The 16,505-nt window shown below is 65.9% G+C and carries 13 protein-coding genes; 6 read left to right on the forward strand and 7 right to left on the reverse strand.

Annotated elements, in window-relative coordinates; genetic code table 11:
- Nucleotides 1-20: 20 nt before the first annotated feature.
- Nucleotides 21-2,921 (reverse strand): S-layer homology domain-containing protein, encoded by a 2,901-nt coding sequence (locus AC1DER_RS07405; RefSeq protein ID WP_477247068.1) that lies wholly within the window; start codon nt 2,919-2,921, stop codon nt 21-23.
- A gap of 192 nt (nt 2,922-3,113) precedes the next feature.
- Here AC1DER_RS07405 and AC1DER_RS07410 point away from each other — a divergent pair, with 192 nt between their 5' ends.
- Nucleotides 3,114-4,721 (forward strand): electron transfer flavoprotein-ubiquinone oxidoreductase, encoded by a 1,608-nt coding sequence (locus AC1DER_RS07410; protein WP_477247066.1) that lies wholly within the window; start codon nt 3,114-3,116, stop codon nt 4,719-4,721.
- A 56-nt stretch (nt 4,722-4,777) separates the two neighbouring features.
- Here the strand turns inward: AC1DER_RS07410 and AC1DER_RS07415 are convergent, their stop codons facing one another.
- Entirely contained in the window at nt 4,778-5,404 is a 627-nt protein-coding gene (locus AC1DER_RS07415) for a CoA transferase subunit B (RefSeq protein WP_477247064.1), read from the reverse strand.
- A gap of 26 nt (nt 5,405-5,430) precedes the next feature.
- Nucleotides 5,431-6,159 carry a CoA transferase subunit A gene (locus AC1DER_RS07420; protein ID WP_477247062.1) on the reverse strand — a complete coding sequence of 243 codons (729 nt, stop codon included), beginning with the start codon at nt 6,157-6,159 and terminating at the stop codon, nt 5,431-5,433.
- Between the two features lie 174 nt (nt 6,160-6,333).
- On the opposite strand from AC1DER_RS07420, the gene AC1DER_RS07425 reads away from it, so the two are divergent.
- Nucleotides 6,334-7,254, forward strand: a complete 921-nt coding sequence (locus tag AC1DER_RS07425) for an ATP-grasp domain-containing protein (RefSeq protein ID WP_477247060.1) — start codon at nt 6,334-6,336, stop codon at nt 7,252-7,254.
- Between the two features lie 15 nt (nt 7,255-7,269).
- Here AC1DER_RS07425 and AC1DER_RS07430 read toward each other — a convergent pair whose 3' ends face one another.
- Nucleotides 7,270-8,682: a mannose-1-phosphate guanylyltransferase/mannose-6-phosphate isomerase gene (locus AC1DER_RS07430; protein ID WP_477247058.1), complete on the reverse strand. Its 1,413-nt coding sequence runs from the start codon at nt 8,680-8,682 to the stop codon at nt 7,270-7,272.
- Between the two features lie 217 nt (nt 8,683-8,899).
- Here AC1DER_RS07430 and AC1DER_RS07435 point away from each other — a divergent pair, with 217 nt between their 5' ends.
- Both AC1DER_RS07435 and AC1DER_RS07440 read left to right on the forward strand, forming a co-directional pair.
- The gene (locus AC1DER_RS07435; protein ID WP_477247056.1) at nt 8,900-9,646 is read left to right on the forward strand and encodes an electron transfer flavoprotein subunit beta/FixA family protein; all 747 of its coding nucleotides are present in this window, start codon (nt 8,900-8,902) and stop codon (nt 9,644-9,646) included.
- Complete coding sequence (locus AC1DER_RS07440) at nt 9,646-10,590, forward strand: electron transfer flavoprotein subunit alpha/FixB family protein (protein WP_477247054.1); 945 nt, start codon at nt 9,646-9,648, stop codon at nt 10,588-10,590. Before AC1DER_RS07435 ends, AC1DER_RS07440 begins: the two co-directional genes overlap by 1 nt.
- Nucleotides 10,591-10,656: 66 nt before the next feature.
- Here AC1DER_RS07440 and fcl read toward each other — a convergent pair whose 3' ends face one another.
- The gene (fcl, locus tag AC1DER_RS07445; protein ID WP_477247052.1) at nt 10,657-11,598 is read right to left on the reverse strand and encodes a GDP-L-fucose synthase; all 942 of its coding nucleotides are present in this window, start codon (nt 11,596-11,598) and stop codon (nt 10,657-10,659) included.
- Between the two features lie 4 nt (nt 11,599-11,602).
- Nucleotides 11,603-12,712: a GDP-mannose 4,6-dehydratase gene (gene gmd / locus AC1DER_RS07450; RefSeq protein ID WP_477247050.1), complete on the reverse strand. Its 1,110-nt coding sequence runs from the start codon at nt 12,710-12,712 to the stop codon at nt 11,603-11,605.
- A 255-nt stretch (nt 12,713-12,967) separates the two neighbouring features.
- Here gmd and AC1DER_RS07455 point away from each other — a divergent pair, with 255 nt between their 5' ends.
- A complete protein-coding gene (locus AC1DER_RS07455) occupies nt 12,968-13,954 on the forward strand; it encodes a class I SAM-dependent methyltransferase (RefSeq protein ID WP_477247048.1) in 987 nt (328 codons plus the stop codon).
- A gap of 27 nt (nt 13,955-13,981) precedes the next feature.
- Nucleotides 13,982-14,725 carry a methyltransferase domain-containing protein gene (locus AC1DER_RS07460; protein ID WP_477247046.1) on the forward strand — a complete coding sequence of 248 codons (744 nt, stop codon included), beginning with the start codon at nt 13,982-13,984 and terminating at the stop codon, nt 14,723-14,725.
- A gap of 6 nt (nt 14,726-14,731) precedes the next feature.
- Here AC1DER_RS07460 and AC1DER_RS07465 read toward each other — a convergent pair whose 3' ends face one another.
- Nucleotides 14,732-16,504, reverse strand: a complete 1,773-nt coding sequence (locus tag AC1DER_RS07465; RefSeq protein ID WP_477247044.1) for a hypothetical protein — start codon at nt 16,502-16,504, stop codon at nt 14,732-14,734.
- Nucleotide 16,505: the final 1 nt, after the last annotated feature.

Genomic DNA, 16,505 nt, shown 5'->3' on the forward strand with positions numbered 1-16,505 from the left:
TCGTTGTGGGTGTTGAGGAGCTACAACTGGAACGTCCGCACCAGGAATGCCGCCATCTGCTCGCGCGTCACCGGATCGGACGGGCAGTAGCGCGCCGGCGACAGCGCGCACCCGTTGGCGATGCCTTCGCGTGCCAGCTGCTCGATCCAGCCCGCCGCCCACGAATCGACCGGCACGTCTGCGAACATTCCCGTCGCCGCCGGCGGCTGGTAGCTGGCGCCGTGCTTGGCACGCAACAGGAACACTGCGATCTGCTCGCGCGGCACCACGTCACCCGGGCAGTACAGCGCCGGACTTGCCGAGCAGCCGTTGGTCACCCCTTCCACGCGTAGCTGCTCGATCCAGCCCGCCGCCCAGTAGCCGGCCGGCACGTCGGCGAAGTAACCGCTCGCCGACGGCGGCTGGTAGCTGCCGCCGTGTATCGCGCGCAGCACGAACGCCGCCATCTGCTCGCGCAGCACCGGCTGCTGCGGGCAGTAGCTGATCGGCGCGGTTGCACAGCCGTTGGTGATGCCGGCGGCGTACAGGCGACGGACGTAGTCATACGACCAGGTGTAGGTCGGCACGTCGGAGAACGCCGTCGACGCCGCGACGCCGGAAACCCAGGCGCCGCGGCCGTAGGTGTAGGCCACCAGCCTGCGCGCACCGTTGGCTTCCTTGCGGAATTCCATGTGCGCCACCGGCGTCTGCGGGAACGGCGTGGCCGCCTCTTCCCAGTTCTGGCCGCGGTCCTCGCTCACGTACAGGCCTAGCGGCGTGCCGGCGTACAGATGCGCGGGGTTGTCCGGGTCGATCGCCAGCGCCGTGCTGCCGAAGTAATCCGGAATGCCGCCAGGCTGCCCGTTCCGATCCAGCGGCGTCCAGGTGAGACCGTTCGCGGAATACCAGACCTTGGCCGTGGCGTAGTCCTCGGCGGTGGCATAGAGCCCCTGGTCCGCCGGATCCGGGCCCTGGTAGAACGCCGTGAACGACACCATCGGCGCATAGGGACACGGCGTAGCGGTGCCCCGTTCGCAACCGTTGACGTCGCGCTTGACCCACGTCTGCGTGTTCGGCTCGACCTGCGACAGTAGAAATCCGTCCTCGGTCGACGCGATGATCGTGCCGTCGCGCTTGATGCCGTAGCTCTCCACGGCGATGTTCGGACTGATCAGCGCCCAGTTGCGGCCGCGATTACGCGATTCATACACACCATTGCGAGAGCCGGAGACGATGCGGTCGGGATTGGCCGGGTCCTGCGTGCGACGCGGGTACATCCACGTGTGGAAGATTTCGTCTTCGTAGGGCAACACGTAACCGGGCGGGTTGCCGCCGTCGATGAAGTTGGTCTGCCGCAGTCGCCAATTGCCGGCCACGGCGTCCCAGGTCCAGTCCACCAGCCCGACGCTCCAGCCGACCTGGAAATGGTCGAGGCCGGTGACCGGGTCGATCGAGGTTTGCCCCACCAGCCAATCGCGCACCTTCAAAGGTCGCACCCAGCCGTCCGCGCCGCTGCCGTCCGACAGTCCGACGTCCAGGTCGGGACCCGAAACGACCATCTCGCCATTGGCGGCCATCGAACCGTGCACCAGGCGTGTGGCGGAGAAGCCATTGTTGCGCGCCTGCCAGGCGATGCCCGGTGCGACGCTGCCGCCGCAGACAGGTGTCGAGGTCGCGCCGAATGCGTTCGACGTGCTTTCCAGGCCGAAGTGACCGCCCAGGAACATGGTCTGGATTGCGCCGCCTTGCTCGATGCCACCGGCAAAGGCGATCGAGCGCGACCCCATGTAGCCCGGCAAGCCTTGGAACGCCCCCAGCAACGGTTCGTTAAACTGTGACTCCCGCGTACGCGCGATGCCGAATGTGGCGCCGTAGTCATCGGAGCGATAGACCTCGAAGCCGGCGATCCACAAACGACTGGGATGGATCGAATCGACCTTCACCGCGACCGAGTCTTTCGTTGTCGCTCCGTACCCGGGGTTGTCGCACTCGCTTTCGAAATCGCCCGGGATCGCGGCATTGACGGGATTGCTCCCCTGCGTCCGGTCGTATCGGCTTTGCCACGTCCTGCCCCCATCGCCACTCTTGGAGATCGACGTGAGGTAACTGACGCCCGGGTAGGAACTGTTCACCGGCCCAAACGCGGCCAGGTACATCACGCTGTCGTTGTTCTCCGCCACCGCCAGATGCACGGTGTGCTCGTCACCGGTGCGATCGGTGAGCTGCGTCCAGCCGGCGCCGCTGAGGGTGGTGCGGATCACGTTCCATTTCGGCGTCCTGCACACGGCATAGACTCTCGACGTGAGCATCCCGACATACACGTCCGTGCAGTCGCTCGCGTCGCCCGACATGTTGAAGACCAGCGACCAGGTGCTGCCGTCGTCAGTGCTGCGCAGCAGGCCATACCAACTGCCCGCCCAGAGCACGCCGGGCTCGCCGTACACCGTGCGGATCGAATGCAGGCGGGACAGCCAACCGAGCTGGCTTGGGATCGTCGGGCGCAACTCGGCCCATGTCAGGCCGCCGTCGGCCGATTTGAAGAGCGGGATCTGGTACTGCCGGAGCGAGTCCTGCGTCCTTTCGGCATACGCATACAGCGTGTTCGGGTCGCCGTTGACCTGCTCCAGTTTGGCATCGCGCAACGGCAGATGGCTCAGGAAGACCCAACTGGCACCGGTATCATCCGAGCGGAAAACGTCACCGGCGCGAGACACCGAATACAGGACGGTGTTGCTGCCGGGGCGGAAGCCCACATAGCTGGCGGGGCCGCCGACGTTGTTCGGCCCCAGGAACTGCCAGTTGCCCAGCCCGCCCACCGGTATGGCCGTGGCGCTGGCGGAAATCCCTGCCGTTCGCGCCGTCGCGGCGTAACCGGCGGCCGCGGCGCCGTCCGCGGAAGCGGCGACGCGCAGGCTCCAGGACGTGGTCAGGCCGAAGGCCATGACCGCAACCGCACACAGACACACTGCCGCAGCAGGCAGCAAGCGAGATAGACGCATTCCGTTCCTCCCCCAAGGAATTGCCAGGCCTCCCCAGGCCGGGCATGGATGATTAACGATACACTTTGCCCGTCTGCCCGTCCCGTGCCTAGTCATCTGGACGCAGGTCACCCTTTTTGTCCCCCGGAGACCCAGATGTCCGAACCCGAACGCGACGTGATGGAGTACGACGTCGTCACCGTCGGCGCCGGTCCATCCGGCCTGGCCTTCGCGATCCGGCTCAAGCAGCTCAATCCCGAAATCTCGGTCTGCGTGATCGAGAAGGCCTCGACCATCGGCGCCCAGATCGTCTCCGGCGCGGTAATCGAGACCGGCCCGCTCGACGCCCTGCTGCCGAACTGGCGCGACAACCCGCCGCCGATCTGCGTGCCGGCGGTCAAGGACGAGTTCTGGCTGCTGAGCAAGACCGGCCATACCCCGCTGCCGATCCCCCCGGGCATGCACAACCGCGGCAACGTCATCGTCAGCCTCGGCGCGCTGTGCGCCTGGCTGGCGCCGCAGGCCGAGGCCCTGGGCGTCGAGATCTACCCGGGCTTCGCCGCCGCCGAGACGCTGCACGATGCCGACGGCACCGTGGCAGGCGTGCGCATCGGCGACATGGGCGTGGCCAAGGACGGGGCGCACAAGGCCGGCTTCACCGCCGGCATCGATATCCGTGCAAAGGTCACCGTGCTCGCCGAAGGTGCGCGCGGCCACCTCACCAAGCGCCTGGTCAAGCAGTTCAAACTCGACGCCGACTGCGACCCGCAGAGTTATTCGATCGGCCTGAAGGAACTGTGGCAGGTGCCCGAAGACCGTGTCGAACCGGGCAAGATCGTCCACAGCTTCGGTTGGCCGGCCGACAGCCAGACCTACGGTGGCAGCTTCCTGTATCACCTGGACAAGGGCCGCATCGCCCTGGGCTATGTCAGCGGGCTCGACTACAAGGACCCGGAATACAAGCCGTGGGAAGCCTTCCAGCAATGGAAGAACCACCCCTCGGTCAAGCCGCTGCTGGAAGGCGGCAGCATCCTCTCGGCCGGCGCGCGCGCGATCGTCTGCGGCGGCTGGCAGTCGCTGCCGAAGGTCGAGATGCCGGGCGCGTTGCTGATCGGCGACACCGCCGGCCTGCTCAACGTTCCCAAGATCAAGGGCACCCACCAGGCGATCCGCTCGGGCATGCTCGCCGCCGAGCACCTGGTGGCCTCGCAACTTGCACCGCAGGGCTTCGACGCCAAGCTGCGCGCATCCGAGGCGATGGCCGAGCTGAAGAAGGTGCGCAACATCAAGCCGGGGTTCAAGCGCGGCCTGTGGTTCGGCATCCTCAATTCCGCCTGGGAGACGATCACCGCCGGCATGTCGCCGTGGACGCTGAAGGTCAAGGCCGACTGGTCGACGCTCGACAAGGTCGCCGAGCACGAGTCGCCAAAGCGCGACTACGTCACCCGCGACCTCGCCCCGCGCGACCGCCTGCAGAGCGTCTACTACGCAGCGACCGAGCACGACGAGGACCAGCCGGTGCACCTGAAGGTGCGCGACACCTCGATCTGCGTCACACGCTGCGTCGAGGAGTACGACAACCCGTGCACGCGATTCTGCCCGGCCAATGTCTACGAGATCGTGCAGGACGACGCGGGGAAACGCCTGCAGATCAACGCCGCCAACTGCGTGCACTGCAAGACCTGCGACATCAAGGACCCGTACGAGATCATCGACTGGGTGACGCCTGAAGGCGGCTCCGGGCCCAATTACCAGAACCTGTGATGCACACGAAAAAGGCCGCCTGATGGGCGGCCTTTTTCGTTGCGGCGTTCAGTGGGTCAGGACAGCGCGACGCCGGTCTTCTCGCGCAACTCGGACTCGCTGACGTCGGGTGCAAGCTCCACCAGCTTCAATCCCTGCGCCGTCACATCCATCACCGCCAACTCGGTGATGATGCGGTTGACCACGCCGACGCCGGTCAGCGGCAGCGTGCACTGCGGCAGGATCTTGTGCTCGCCGCTCTTGGCGGTGTGTTCCATCAGCACCACCACGCGCTTGACGCCGGCGACCAGGTCCATCGCCCCGCCCATGCCCTTGACCATCTTGCCGGGCACCATCCAGTTGGCGAGGTCGCCCTGGTCGGTGACCTGCATCGCGCCGAGGATGGCCAGGTCGATGTGGCCGCCGCGGATCATCGCGAACGAGTCGTGGCTGCCGAAGTAGCTCGCACCCGGACGCGCGGTCACGGTCTGCTTGCCGGCGTTGATCAGGTCGGCGTCGACTTCGGCTTCGGTCGGGAACGGGCCGATGCCGAGCAGGCCGTTTTCGCTCTGCAGCCAGACGTCCATTCCGTCGGGAATGAAGTTGGCCACCAGCGTCGGCAAGCCGATGCCGAGGTTGACGTATGCGCCGTCGGTGAGTTCCTGCGCGGCGCGTTGCGCCATCTGGTCGCGGGTCCAGGGCATGGGGTTATGTCCTCAGTATTCGTGGGTCAGCCGGCGCGCACGGTGCGCTGCTCGATGCGCTTCTCGGGCGTCGGGTTGTGGACGATGCGATCCACGTAGATGCCCGGCAGGTGCACCTGGTCAGGATCGATCTCGCCCACTTCCACCAGTTGCTCGACTTCGACGATGCAGACCTTGCCCGCCATCGCACACGCCGGATTGAAGTTGCGCGCGGTCTTGCGGAACACCAGGTTGCCCGACTTGTCGGCCTTCCACGCCTTGACCAGCGAGACGTCGGCCTTGAGCGCGGTTTCCATCACGTAGTGCTGGCCGTCGAATTCGCGCGTCTCCTTGCCGTCGGCCACGATCGTGCCGTAGCCGGTGCGGGTGAAGAACGCGGGAATGCCGGCGCCGCCGGCTCGCAGCCGCTCGGCCAGCGTGCCCTGCGGGTTGAACTCCAGCTCGAGCTCGCCGGACAGGAACTGGCGCTCGAACTCCTTGTTCTCGCCGACGTACGACGAAATCATCTTCCTGATCTGCCGCGTCGTCAGCAGCAGGCCTAGGCCGAAGCCATCAACGCCGGCGTTGTTGGAAATCGCGGTCAGGCCCTTGACCCCGCTGTCGCGCAGGGCCTCGATCAGCGCTTCGGGAATGCCGCACAGGCCGAAACCGCCAACGGCGAGGGTCTGGTCATCGGCGACGACGCCTGCCAGTGCGGTCCGGGCGTCTGGAAAAACCTTGCTCTTGTTGCTGGCGCCGGCTTGCGTCGCGGCCATGGGGGGCTCCGGTTCGGGTCTGCGAATTTCTGCAGTTTACCGCGCCGCATCCATGCGGCCACCGTACCTTCGGGCATGGTGGATGGACCATTTGGGGGGGAAGCCATCACCGAGCGCGCGCCAACCCCACCCCCAACCATCCCGCAAGCGCGCCCTGCCTTTAGACTTCGATCCATGCCACGACTCGCCCTCGTCACCGCCATCGCTGCAGCCGCCCTGGACGACGACCTCGTGCCGCTACTGGACGCCTGCGCGCGCGCCGGCATCGCCACCCAGGTCCGCGCCTGGGACGACCCGTCCGTCGCCTGGTCGCGATTCGATGCGGTGCTGCTGCGTTCGCCCTGGGACTACACCGAGCGCTTGCGCGAGTTCCTCGACTGGTGCGGGCGCGTGTCCACGCACAGCCAGCTGCTCAATCCGTTGCCGGTGATCGCCTGGAACACCGACAAGCACTATCTGGCCGCCCTGGCCGAACGCGGCGTGCCCGTGGTCGCGACGCGTTTCGTCGAGCCGGACATGGACCCGTTGCCAACGCTGCAGGCATTTCTGTCCGCCCATCCCGATGCGGCGGAGTTCGTCGTCAAACCAGCGGTGGGGGCCGGGTCCCGCGACGCGCAGCGCTACTCGCGCGAGCAGGAGTTCGCTGCGGCCAACCATGTCGCGCGCCTGCTTGAGGCCGACCGCAGCGCGATGCTGCAGCCGTACCTGGCCTCGGTCGACCGTGACGGCGAAACCGCGCTGTTGTATTTCGAGGGCCGCTTCAGCCACGCCATCCGCAAGGGACCGCTGCTGCAGCGCGATGAAGGCCCAACCGAACATCTGTTTGCCGCCGAGGAGATCACGGCGCGAATTCCAGGCAAGGATGAGCTGGCGCTGGCGGAGAACGTCCTTGCCGCCGCGGCGGCGAGTTTGCAGCTGCAATCCCCGCTGACCTATGCGCGCGTCGACCTGATCCGCGACGACGACGGCAGCCCGCGCCTGCTCGAGCTGGAGCTGTGCGAACCGTCGCTGTTCTTCGCGCATGCCGCAGGCAGCGCGGACCGCTTCGCCGCGCTGCTGGCCGACACGCTGCGCAGCAGCGCGCCGGCCATCTGAGCGCCCGGGGCTGCCTCAGGATCGTCCGTAAACGTCCTCGAGACGGACGATGTCGTCCTCGCCGAGGTAGCTGCCCGACTGCACCTCGATCAGCTCGACCGGCTCGCTGCCGTTGTTGCGCAGGCGATGCACGCTGCCGAGCGGGATGTAGGTGCTCTGGTTTTCATGCAGGTCGAACACCTTGTCATCGCACGTGACTTCGGCGACGCCGGACACGACGATCCAGTGCTCGGCCCGCTTGTGGTGCTTCTGCAGGCTCAGCGCCGCGCCGGGCTTGACCACGATGCGCTTGACTTGGAAGCGCTCGCCCACGTCGATCGAGTCGTAGCTGCCCCACGGGCGGTAAACCTTTCGATGGAACAGGTGCTCCTGGCGACCGGCCGCCTTGAGGCGATCGACGATCGTCTTGACGTCCTGGACCCGGTCCTTGCGCGCAACCAGGGTGGCGTCGGGCGTGTCGATGATGACCAGGTCCTCGACGCCGATGGTCGCGATCAGGCGACGATCCGAGGCACGCACCAGGCTTCCCGTGGTGTCGATCGAAATGACGTCGCCGTCATGTCGGTTGCCCTGATCGTCGCGCTGGGCCACCGCCCACAGCGAGGACCACGAACCGATATCGCTCCAGCCACAGCTCACCGGCACGACTGCGGAGCGGTCCGTTTTCTCCATGACCGCATAGTCGATCGAATCGCTGGGACTGGAAGAAAACGCTGCGCTGTCGACCCGGATGAAATCCAGGTCGGTCACCGCGGCGGCATAGGCGCTCGACGCCGCCTCGAAGATCGCCGGCGCATGCCGTGCGAGTTCTTCCAGATAGCTGCTCGCCTTGAACAGGAACATTCCGGAGTTCCAGGCGTAGGTGCCTTCGGACACGTAGCGTTCGGCGGTCGGCAGGTCGGGCTTTTCGACGAAACGCTCGACCCGGTAGCCGTCCGCGGTCAGCGACTGCCCGCGCAGGATGTATCCGTAACCAGTCTCCGCGTAATCCGGCGTGATTCCGAAGGTGACCAGCCAGCCATCTGCCGCCAGCGCATCGGCGGCCGAAACAGCCACGCGGAATGCCGCTTCGTCATCGATCAGGTGATCTGCCGGCATGACCAGCATCGTCGCGTCGCTGTCACTGGCCAGTACGTGCAGAGCCGCCAGGGCGATCGCCGGCGCCGTGCTCCTGGCGACCGGTTCGAGCAGGATGCCGCCGCTGCCGATGCCGATGGCATGCAGTTGTTCGCCGACCATGAACCGGTGGTCCTCGCTGCAGACCGTGACTGGCGGCCGCGCCAACGGCAGCTTGCTGGCGCGCAGGACGGTCTCCTGGTACAGCGAGCGATCGCCGATCAGGGACAGGAACTGCTTGGGCTGATTCTGCCGCGACAGGGGCCACAGTCGGGATCCACTCCCGCCGCTGAGAACTACAGGGTGAAGCATCCTGGCTCCGGAGTTCGATATTGGCCGCCAAGGATACCGGACACCCGCCTGGCGGATCGCGCCGGACGCCTCCCAGGGCCTGCGGCTGCGCCAAGCGGGGGCAAGCCTTCCCCCCCAATGTCCATGCGCCATGCGCCTGCGTAGGGGGCCAGCTCTCGGCTAGAATTGGAGGTTCTCGGCCCTTTGGCCGCGCAAACCCCACAGGAACCCCCGCACGATGAAGATTCTCGTCGGTTACAAGCGCGTGGTGGACTTCAATGTCCGCATCCAGGTCAAGCCGGACGGCTCCGGCGTGGTCACAGACGGCGTCAAGCTGTCGCCGAACCCCTTCGATGAAATCGCCCTGGAAGAGGCCCTGCGCCTGCGCGACAAGGGTATCGCCACCGAGGTCGTGGTCGCCACGATCGCCCCGGCCGATGCCCAGGCGCACCTGCGCAACGGCCTGGCCATGGGCGCCAACCGCGCCATCCACGTCGTCAGCGATGCCCCGATCCAGCCGCTGACCGCGGCCCGCGCCCTGCTCAAACTGATCGAGAAGGAGCAGCCGGACCTGGTCATCCTGGGCAAGCAGGCGATCGACGACGACGCCAACCAGACCGGCCAGATGCTGGCCACGCTGTGGGGCCGGCCGCAGGCGACGTTCGCCTCGAAGCTGGACGTTTCCGACGGCAGGGCCACGGTCACCCGTGAGGTCGACGCCGGCCTGGAAACGCTGGAAGTCGATCTGCCGGCCGTGATCACGACCGACCTGCGCCTCAACGAGCCGCGCTTCATCAAGCTGCCCGACATCATGAAGGCCAAGAGCAAGCCGATGGAAACCATCGCCTTCGCCGACCTCGGCGTCGACACCGGCGATACGCTCAAGACCACCCACTTCGCCGCGCCGGTCAAGCGCAGCAAGGGCGTGATGGTGAAGGACGCGGCCGAACTGGTCGCCGCACTCAAGCAAAAGGGGCTGCTGTGATGAGCAAGGTACTGATCGTCGCCGAACACCTGGACGGCAAGCTCAACGCATCGACCGCCAAGTGCGTGTCCGCCGCGCAGGCGCTCAAGCCTGAATCCATCGACGTCGTCGTGCTGGCCGCCGACCCGGCCGCCGTCGCCGCGCAGGCCGCGCAGATTGCCGGCGTGGGCAAGGTCCTGGCCGTCGCCAATGCCGCCAACGCCAATGCCATCGCCCAGGTGCTGGCTCCGCAGGTGGCCAAGGCCGCCGCCGGCTATAGCCATGTGTTCGGCCCCAGCACCACCTTCGGCAAGGACCTGATGCCGTGCGTCGCCGCGCTGCTCGGCGTGGCCCAGGTGTCGGACGTGATGGCGGTGGAAGGCAGCCATACCTTCAAGCGACCCATCTATGCCGGCAACGCGATCATTACGGTCGAAGCGCCGAGCGACCACACGGTGGTCGCCACCGTTCGTACCGCTTCCTGGCCGGAAGCGGCCAAGGGCGGCAGCGCCCCGGTCGAATCGCTGGCCGTCGAGGCAGTGCTGCCGGGCCACACCCGATTCGTCGGACTGGCCGCCGGCAAGTCCGATCGCCCCGACCTGCAGAGCGCCAAGCGCGTGGTGTCGGGAGGTCGCGGCGTCGGCTCGGCCGAGAACTTCAAGATCGTCTACGACCTGGCCGACAAGCTCGGCGCCGCGGTGGGCGCCTCGCGCGCCGCCGTCGATGCCGGCTATGTGCCCAACGAACTGCAGGTCGGCCAGACCGGCAAGATCATTGCGCCGGAGCTCTACATCGCCGTCGGCATCTCCGGCGCGATCCAGCACCTGACGGGCATCAAGGACGCCGGCACGATCGTGGCGATCAACAAGGACGGCGATGCGCCGATCTTCGAGATTGCCGATATCGGGCTGGTCGGTGACCTGTTCCAGCTGCTGCCGGAACTGCAGGCAACGCTCGCCCAGTAAGCAAAGAAAAACGCGGCGCCCATTGGGCGCCGCGTCGCGGTGTTTAAGGCGCCAGCGGATCGCTGGTCAGACGCGGACTTCTCCGACGTGGCTCTGGAACCACTCGTACGTATCGCGGATGCCATCGCGCAGCGCGATTTTCGCGCTCCAGCCCAACCCGTTGAGCCGGCTGACGTCGAGCAGCTTGCGCGGAGTGCCGTCGGGCTTGCTGAGGTCGTTGACGATCTCGCCTTCGAAACCGACCACGTCACGGACCATGTGCGCCAGCTCCAGGATGGTGAGGTCGTCACCGACGCCGACGTTCACCGGCTCGTCGCCGCTGTACTCCTGCATCAGGTACACCGTGGCGTCGGCCATGTCGTCGACGTGAAGGAATTCGCGTCGCGGCGTGCCGGTGCCCCAGATGACGATTTCCGACTCACCGCGCTGCTTGGCCTCGTGGAACTTGCGGATCATCGCCGGCAGTACATGGGAGTTCTGCAGGTCGAAGTTGTCGCCCGGACCGTACAGGTTGGTGGGCATGATCGAGATCGCATCGAAACCATACTGGCGGCGGTACGCCTGGCATTGCTTGATGCCGGCGATCTTGGCGATCGCGTACCACTCGTTGGTGGGTTCCAGCGGGCCGGTCAGCAGTTCCGACTCGGCGATCGGCTGGTGCGCCAGCTTCGGATAGATGCACGACGAACCGAGGAAGGCCAGCTTCTTGACGCCCTGCTGCCATGCCGAGTGGATGACATTGGCCTGGATCATCAGGTTGTCGCGGATGAACTCGGCCGGGTAGGAATTGTTGGCGTGTATGCCACCGACCTTGGCGGCAGCCAGAAACACGTACTCCGGGCGCTCGCGCTCGAAGAAGGCTTCGACCTGCGCCTGGTTGGTCAGGTCCACTTCCCGGTGCGTGCGAACCAGGAGGTTGCCATACCCGAGCTGCTCAAGCCGGCGCACGATCGCGCCACCGACCAGGCCACGGTGCCCGGCGACATAAATGCGGGAAGCAGGATCCATCATCTCACTCGTGGTAGCTGTAGGCGCGGTAACCGGCCTCGGTGACGAGGGCGTCGCGGCGTGCGTGCTTGAGGTCCTCGGCAACCATTTCGCGGACGAGCTCGGCGAACGTCGTGCGCGGAACCCAGCCGAGCTTTTCCTTGGCCATGGTCGGATCGCCCAGCAGGGTCTCCACTTCGGCGGGACGGAAATAGCGCGGATCGACTGCCACGATCTGCTGGCCGACTTCGACGGCCGACTCGCCGCTGACCGAGGCCACCACGGCCACTTCGTCGACGCCGGTACCGCGCCATTCGACGCCGATACCGAGCTCCGCGGCGGCCTTCTCGACGAATTCCTTCACCGAGTGCTGCACGCCGGTGGCGATGACGAAGTCTTCGGCGACATCCTGCTGCAGCATCAGCCACTGCATCTCGACGTAGTCGCGGGCATGACCCCAGTCGCGCAGCGCGTTGACGTTGCCCAGGAACATGCTCTTCTGCAGGCCCAGGTGGATGCGGGCGAGCGCGCGGGTGATCTTGCGCGTCACGAACGTTTCACCGCGCAGCGGCGACTCGTGATTGAACAGGATGCCGTTGCACGCATAGATCCCGTAGGACTCGCGGTAATTCACGGCGATCCAGTACGCGTACAGCTTGGCGACCGCATACGGGGAGCGCGGATAGAACGGCGTCGTCTCCCGCTGCGGAATCTCCTGGACCTTGCCGTACAGCTCGGAGGTCGAGGCCTGATAGAAACGGGTCTTCTTCTCGAGGCCGAGGATGCGAATGGCCTCGAGCAGGCGCAGCGTGCCAAGCGCATCGCTGTTGGCGGTGTATTCCGGACTTTCGAACGAGACCGCGACGTGACTCTGCGCACCGAGGTTGTAGATCTCGTCGGGCTGGACCTGCTGCACGATCCGGATAAGGTTCGTGGAGTCGGTCAGGTCGCCGTAGTGAAGAATGAAACGCAGATTCTCTTCGTGCGGATCCTGGTACAGATGGTCGACGCGATCGGTATTGAACAGAGATGCGCGACGCTTGATTCCGTGCACCTCGTAGCCGCGCTCCAGCAGAAACTCGGCGAGGTAAGCTCCATCTTGTCCGGTAACGCCGGTAATGAGTGCGCGCTTCATCATGTTCTTGGTCTTGGCCTTCTTCGAATGGTCCCGCTGATCGACCGGCTACAGGCGTTCGCCTTGGCGGCGCGGGCCGGCGGCGGGCGCCGCCCTGGCAGGTGGCGGTGCAACGGCCGCTCAGGATACCATCCCGAGAGAACGCGCCACGCCGGTCCCGGCGTGGCGCCTGGGCGGCGCTCGGCGCCATCCTCGTTGTGTACTCTTGGGTGAGATGGTCACGGCGGCCACAGGATGGGGACTGGTTTGACGATGATGACGCTTCAGGATCTGGCAGCCGGACTGGCCAAACGTTACGAGATCAGCCCGGAATTCTGCGCGCGCTACCTGGGCGATAACCGGCTTGGGGCCGAGAACGGCGCCGACAGCCTCGATTCGTTCCTGTCCGGCCTGAGCGAGACCCAACGCCTCTACATCGATTACGCGCTGTCGACGAACCGCCGCGGCGAGCAGGTCCGGTTGCGCTTTGATTCCATCACCGGCGGCCGCAACAAGCGGGTGCTGGACATCGGCTGCGGCCAGGGCGGCACGATCCGCGCATTTTCCGCTGCCGGCCGCGACGCAGTGGGCATCGAAATCGATCCTGCGCTGGCCGAATATGCCCGGCTGAACATGGGAGCCCAGAGCGACCGGATCAAGTGCCTGGACATCCTCGACTGCGACCTGGGCGCGCTGGGGACGTTCGACCTGATCCTGTGCAGCGATGTGATCGAGCACGTCGGCAATCCCGATTCGATGATCGCCATTGCCGCCAGACTGCTGCGACCTGGCGGCACGTTCGTCCTCCAGGTCCCCAACAGGGAGAGCATCCACCAGGTCATTGCGGACGGCCATTTCCGCATTGCCGGCATGACGTTGCTGAGCCGGCAGGAAGGTCGGGAGCTCAAGCGCCAGCTGCAAGGCTGGGATGATCCCTATCACCACATGGGTGAGCATCTTTCCGCGCCGCACTACGCGACGCAGATGGAGCTCAACGACCTTCTGGTCACCTTCGAGCACGGCGACGACGACCCCGCCAACGCGCTTACGCTGTTCGGTGAGGCGTGTGGCAAGGTCGACTGGATGCTGGTCAACAGCGGCCTGTCGTGGTTCACGCGGCGCGAACTGATCCGCGCGTTCACGCAGTACGGCGAGTCGTTCATGGCCGCCTACAGCGAATCGGCCCTGTCGGGCGACAAACGCGCATTCGCGCATCGCTACCTGGAACCGACCTGGACCATCAAGGGCGTCAAGCCAGGCTGAGTTCCTCCGCAACTTTCCAGGGCAGCCATGAGCGATATATCGAGGCACGACCAGGAAATATCCAGCAACCTTCTTGCATGGCAGGCCAAGCCGCTGCTTCGCCTGGTCTACCGCGACATCCACGAAACCATCGCCAGGGAACTGGCTCCACTGCCGGGCCTGGTGGTCGAGGTTGGATCGGGAATCGGCAACATCAAGGAGGTCATTCCCGGCTGCCTGCGGACGGACCTGTTTGCGAACCCGTGGCTCGACCAGACCGAGAATGCGTACGCCCTCTCCTTCGCCGATGAGTCCGTCGCCAACCTGATCCTGTTCGACGTATTCCATCACCTGCGCTACCCGGGCACCGCGTTGCGCGAGCTCAACCGGGTTCTGCGTCCCGGGGGCAGGATCCTCATCTACGAACCGTCGATGGGCGCACTGGGCAAGGTGGTTTTCGGCGCCTTTCACCACGAGCCAATCGCGCTGCGTGACGAAATTACCTGGCTGGCCCCGGAGGGCTGGACCCCTGCCGACGCCGACTACTACGCGGCCCAGGGCAATGCGTCGCGGATTTTCCGGGAAACGCAGGTCAGCATGGAAGGACTGCGTGTCGAACGCATCCAGCACTACTCGCAGCTTTCCTATGTCGCGACCGGTGGCTATTCCAAACCGCAGCTCTATCCGATCGGCGCCTATCCGGCCATGCGCCGGCTCGATGCCCTGCTCGACCACGTGCCGGCACTGTTTGCCACTCGCATGCTGGTCGTACTGAGCAAACCCGTCGCCTGATCCGGGCTATTGCCCGGACTTGAACCGCACCGACGTTTCCGCTGCATTTCCCCACGCCGGGCCCTTGTCGGGACGAAGGCCTTCGATGCGAATGCGCAGATCGCGGGTCTGGCCGGCCGGCAGCGGAATGACCTGGGACCACCAGCCATTGCCTGCTTCGGCGGCGATGTCGTGGCGGAGCAGTGTCACTCCATCCAGGGTGACGACCTGCAACATGCGGTCAGGGAATCCGCCCGCTGCGTACTTGTCCTCGACCTCGAGCACCACTGACGACTCGCCAGCGCCGGGCGACACTTTGCAGCGCAGCTCGCTGAATTCGCCGGGTTCGGGATCGTCGTGCGCGACAACAAAGGAGTAGACCGTGCGGTCATCGGCACGCACGCGACCGCCTGCAAGTTTGCACACGACGATCGCCTTTGACTGGTTCGCGGGGAACACCCAGCTGGCGTTCTTTGCCCAGGCCGCCTCCTGCTTCTCGACCCAGCCGCCGAGCCTGGGAAGATTTGCGACCGCGAACGCCAGCGGAACCAGGGCAGCCACGGCGGCGATGGCCGTTGAACGTCGCAGCGCCGGCACTTGCTGGAGGCGGACCAGTGCAAGGCCGATGGCGATTGCCTCGAGCACGTACACGACCAGGAAGAACCGCGCCTGCACGGCGAAGACGAAATGAATTCCTGCCTTGAGGCCCACCGCGAGCAACAGTGCGATCAGGGCCTTGTCGCGGGTGCGCAAACCCACGAACGCCGCCGCGAGGAAGAGTGCATGAAGCAGGATGGTCGAAGCGATGATCGGGGAAACGAAAGCGGCGAACAGCTTCGATGCTCCCGCCTCTTGCTCCTCGCTGCGCTTGGCGCCGGACGGGTCGCCGGCAGCCAGTGCCCAGTACTGCAGCGATGCGTCACGCCCGGTGGCGGTATCCAGCTCTGCCCCAAGGCGTCGCACCAGGTGGAAGCCAGGGCGTGCCTTGATCTCGTCCATCGCCATGCGACTTGCCTGGTGGCGAAGGCGCTCCGGATCGCCCACCAGCTCGGGCGCGTGGCTGGCGACGTAGTCGTCATACGGGATCCAGCCAAATCCTGCACCCGGCACGTAGGACCCCAGCATCGAGACACCGGCATGTCGCGAAGTCAACGAAAAATCGCCGCTGGCGACCTGGCGCTGACCTGCTGCGGCGAGTGTGAGGATCACGCCGACGGCGGCGAAGATCACCACGGCCCTGCCCTTTCGCTCAGCGCGCAGAGGCCATGCCGCAAGCAATGCCAGTGGCAAGGTCGCCACCAGCATCTCCTGGCGCACATACAGCGCCAGGCACCACAACACTGCGCTCCAGGCCGGATATCCGCGCCCTTGGCCGTAGTAGTTGCGCACCGCCAGGCAGGCAAGCGCCACGACCGGCAATTGCACCCAGTTGTCCTGGGCGATGACTCCGGAGAACACGACGCGCGCCGGCATCAGCGCGATAGCAAGCGAGATGGTCAGCCGTGCCCACAGCGGAACCACGCCTCGCAGCAGCAGCATCGGCAGCACGGATACGAGCGTCAGCACGATCACCGTCGCCACGCGAGCCACCGCGGCATCGTCGCCGCTGCTCAGCGCGAGCGGCACCGACAGCAGGGTCGGCGTGCCGGCGCTGAACAGATTCCAGTACCAGCCGTGGGCAAACGGCCCCTGGTCGGCAATCAGCGCTGCGAACTCGACGATGCCGCCGAAATCGGAGACCGGTACCGCCGGATAGGCCAGTGGCAGCCAGGCGTTGAGCAGGAGGGAAACGACCAGCACT

The sequence above is a fragment of the Lysobacter sp. 05T417 genome (assembly GCF_056396405.1).